The 1,659-nt window shown below is 73.1% G+C and carries 1 protein-coding gene; it reads right to left on the bottom strand.

Annotation, left to right across the window (positions count from 1 at the left end; translation table 11 throughout):
• A partial coding sequence (priA, locus tag GJV64_RS14180; RefSeq protein ID WP_164158098.1) for a replication restart helicase PriA occupies positions 1–1,659 on the bottom strand: 1,659 nt, incomplete at both ends.

Genomic DNA, 1,659 nt, shown 5'->3' with positions numbered 1-1,659 from the left:
GCCGGCGCCCAGCGCCTGCATCAGCGCGGCGCGGGGCTGGTGGGTCTGGATCAGCACGCGCCCCGGCTTCTGCCCACGCCCGGCCCGGCCGGAGGCCTGCACGATCTGCTGCCAGGCGCGCTCCCCGGCACGCAGGTCGCCGCCGGCCAGGCCGAGATCGGCATCAACCACGCCAACGAGCGTGAGGTCGGGGAAATGATAGCCCTTGGTGACCATCTGGGTGCCGATGAGGATGTCGACGTCGCGGGCCTCCACCGCCGCCACCAACGCTGCGGCGCGGGCTGGGGAGGTGATGGTGTCGGAGGTGACGATGGCGGTGCGCGCGGCTGGAAACAGCCGCCGCACCTCCTCGGCAATGCGTTCGACGCCGGGGCCGCAGGCCACCAGATGGTCTGCCTCGCCGCATTCCGGGCAGGCTTCGGGCACCGGCGAGACGTGGCCGCAGTGGTGGCAGGCCAGCCGGCGTGACAGGCGATGCTCCACCATCCAGGCCGTGCAGTTGGGGCATTGCATGCGGTGGCCGCAGGCCCGGCAAAGGGTGAGCGGGGCATAGCCACGCCGGTTGAGGAAGAGCAGGCTCTGCTCGCCCCGGGCCAGCGTCTCGGTCAGCGCCGCCATCAGCAGCGGCGACAGGAAGCTGCCGCGCGCCGGCGGATGCCGCGTCATGTCCACCAATGTCACCTCGGGCAGCGCCGCCCCGCCGAAACGGCCCGGCAGCGCCAGGCGCTTGTAGGTGCCGCGCTGGCTGAGCACCTGCGTCTCGATCGCCGGGGTGGCGGTGGCCAGCACCACCGGCAGGGCCTCCATCCGGGCGCGCATCACCGCCACGTCGCGGGCGTGATAATGCACGCCCTCCTCCTGCTTGAAGCTGGCCTCGTGCGCTTCATCGACGATGATCGCCCTGAGGTTCGCATAAGGCAGGAACAGCGCGGAGCGGGCGCCCACCACCACGCGGGCGCGGCCATCGGCGATCGCGGCCCAGGCGGCGCGGCGCTCGCTGGTTTTCAGGTCGCTGTGCCAGGCCACCGGCTGGCAGCCGAAGCGGGCGGCAAAGCGCGACAGCCAGGGGGCGGTGAGCGCAATTTCGGGCAGCATGACCAGTGCCTGGCCGCCCTGCCGGATCGCCTCTGCCACCGCTTCGAGATAGACCTCGGTCTTGCCCGAGCCGGTGACGCCTTCCAGCAGGAAGGGCGCGAACTGGCCGGCCGCCACGGCGGCCACCAGCGTGTCGGCCGCGCCGCGCTGCTCGTCGGACAGCGACGGCGGGGCATGGTCGGGATCGGGCACGGGCGGGCTGGCATCGCCCGAGACCAGCTCAGGCAGCAGCGTGCCGGCGGTGACAAGCCCGCGGATCACCGCGTCCGACACGCCGGCCATCCGCGCCAGGTCACGCGCCGTGCCCTGTCGCCCCTCCAGGCGTTCGAGGGCCTGCGCCCGCTCCGGCGTCAGCCGCGTCGGGAGTGGCCCGCCCAGGCGATACTCGGTGAAGGCGCGCGGGTTCAGGAAGGCGACCGACGGCCAGGCCATGCGCACCACGGCCTGCAGCGGCGCCACATAATAATCCGCTGTCCACTCGATCAGCCGGCGCAGCGGGGCGGCCAGCGGCGGCAGGTCCAGCCGCGCCGCCACGGGGCGCAGGCGATCGTCTGGCACATCGGG

Origin of the sequence: Sandarakinorhabdus rubra, from assembly GCF_010994245.1 — a bacterium.
Classification (GTDB): Bacteria; Pseudomonadota; Alphaproteobacteria; order Sphingomonadales; family Sphingomonadaceae; genus Sandarakinorhabdus; species Sandarakinorhabdus rubra.
Note: the sequence above shows the minus strand (reverse complement) of the source record. Positions and strands in the feature narration are given on the sequence as shown.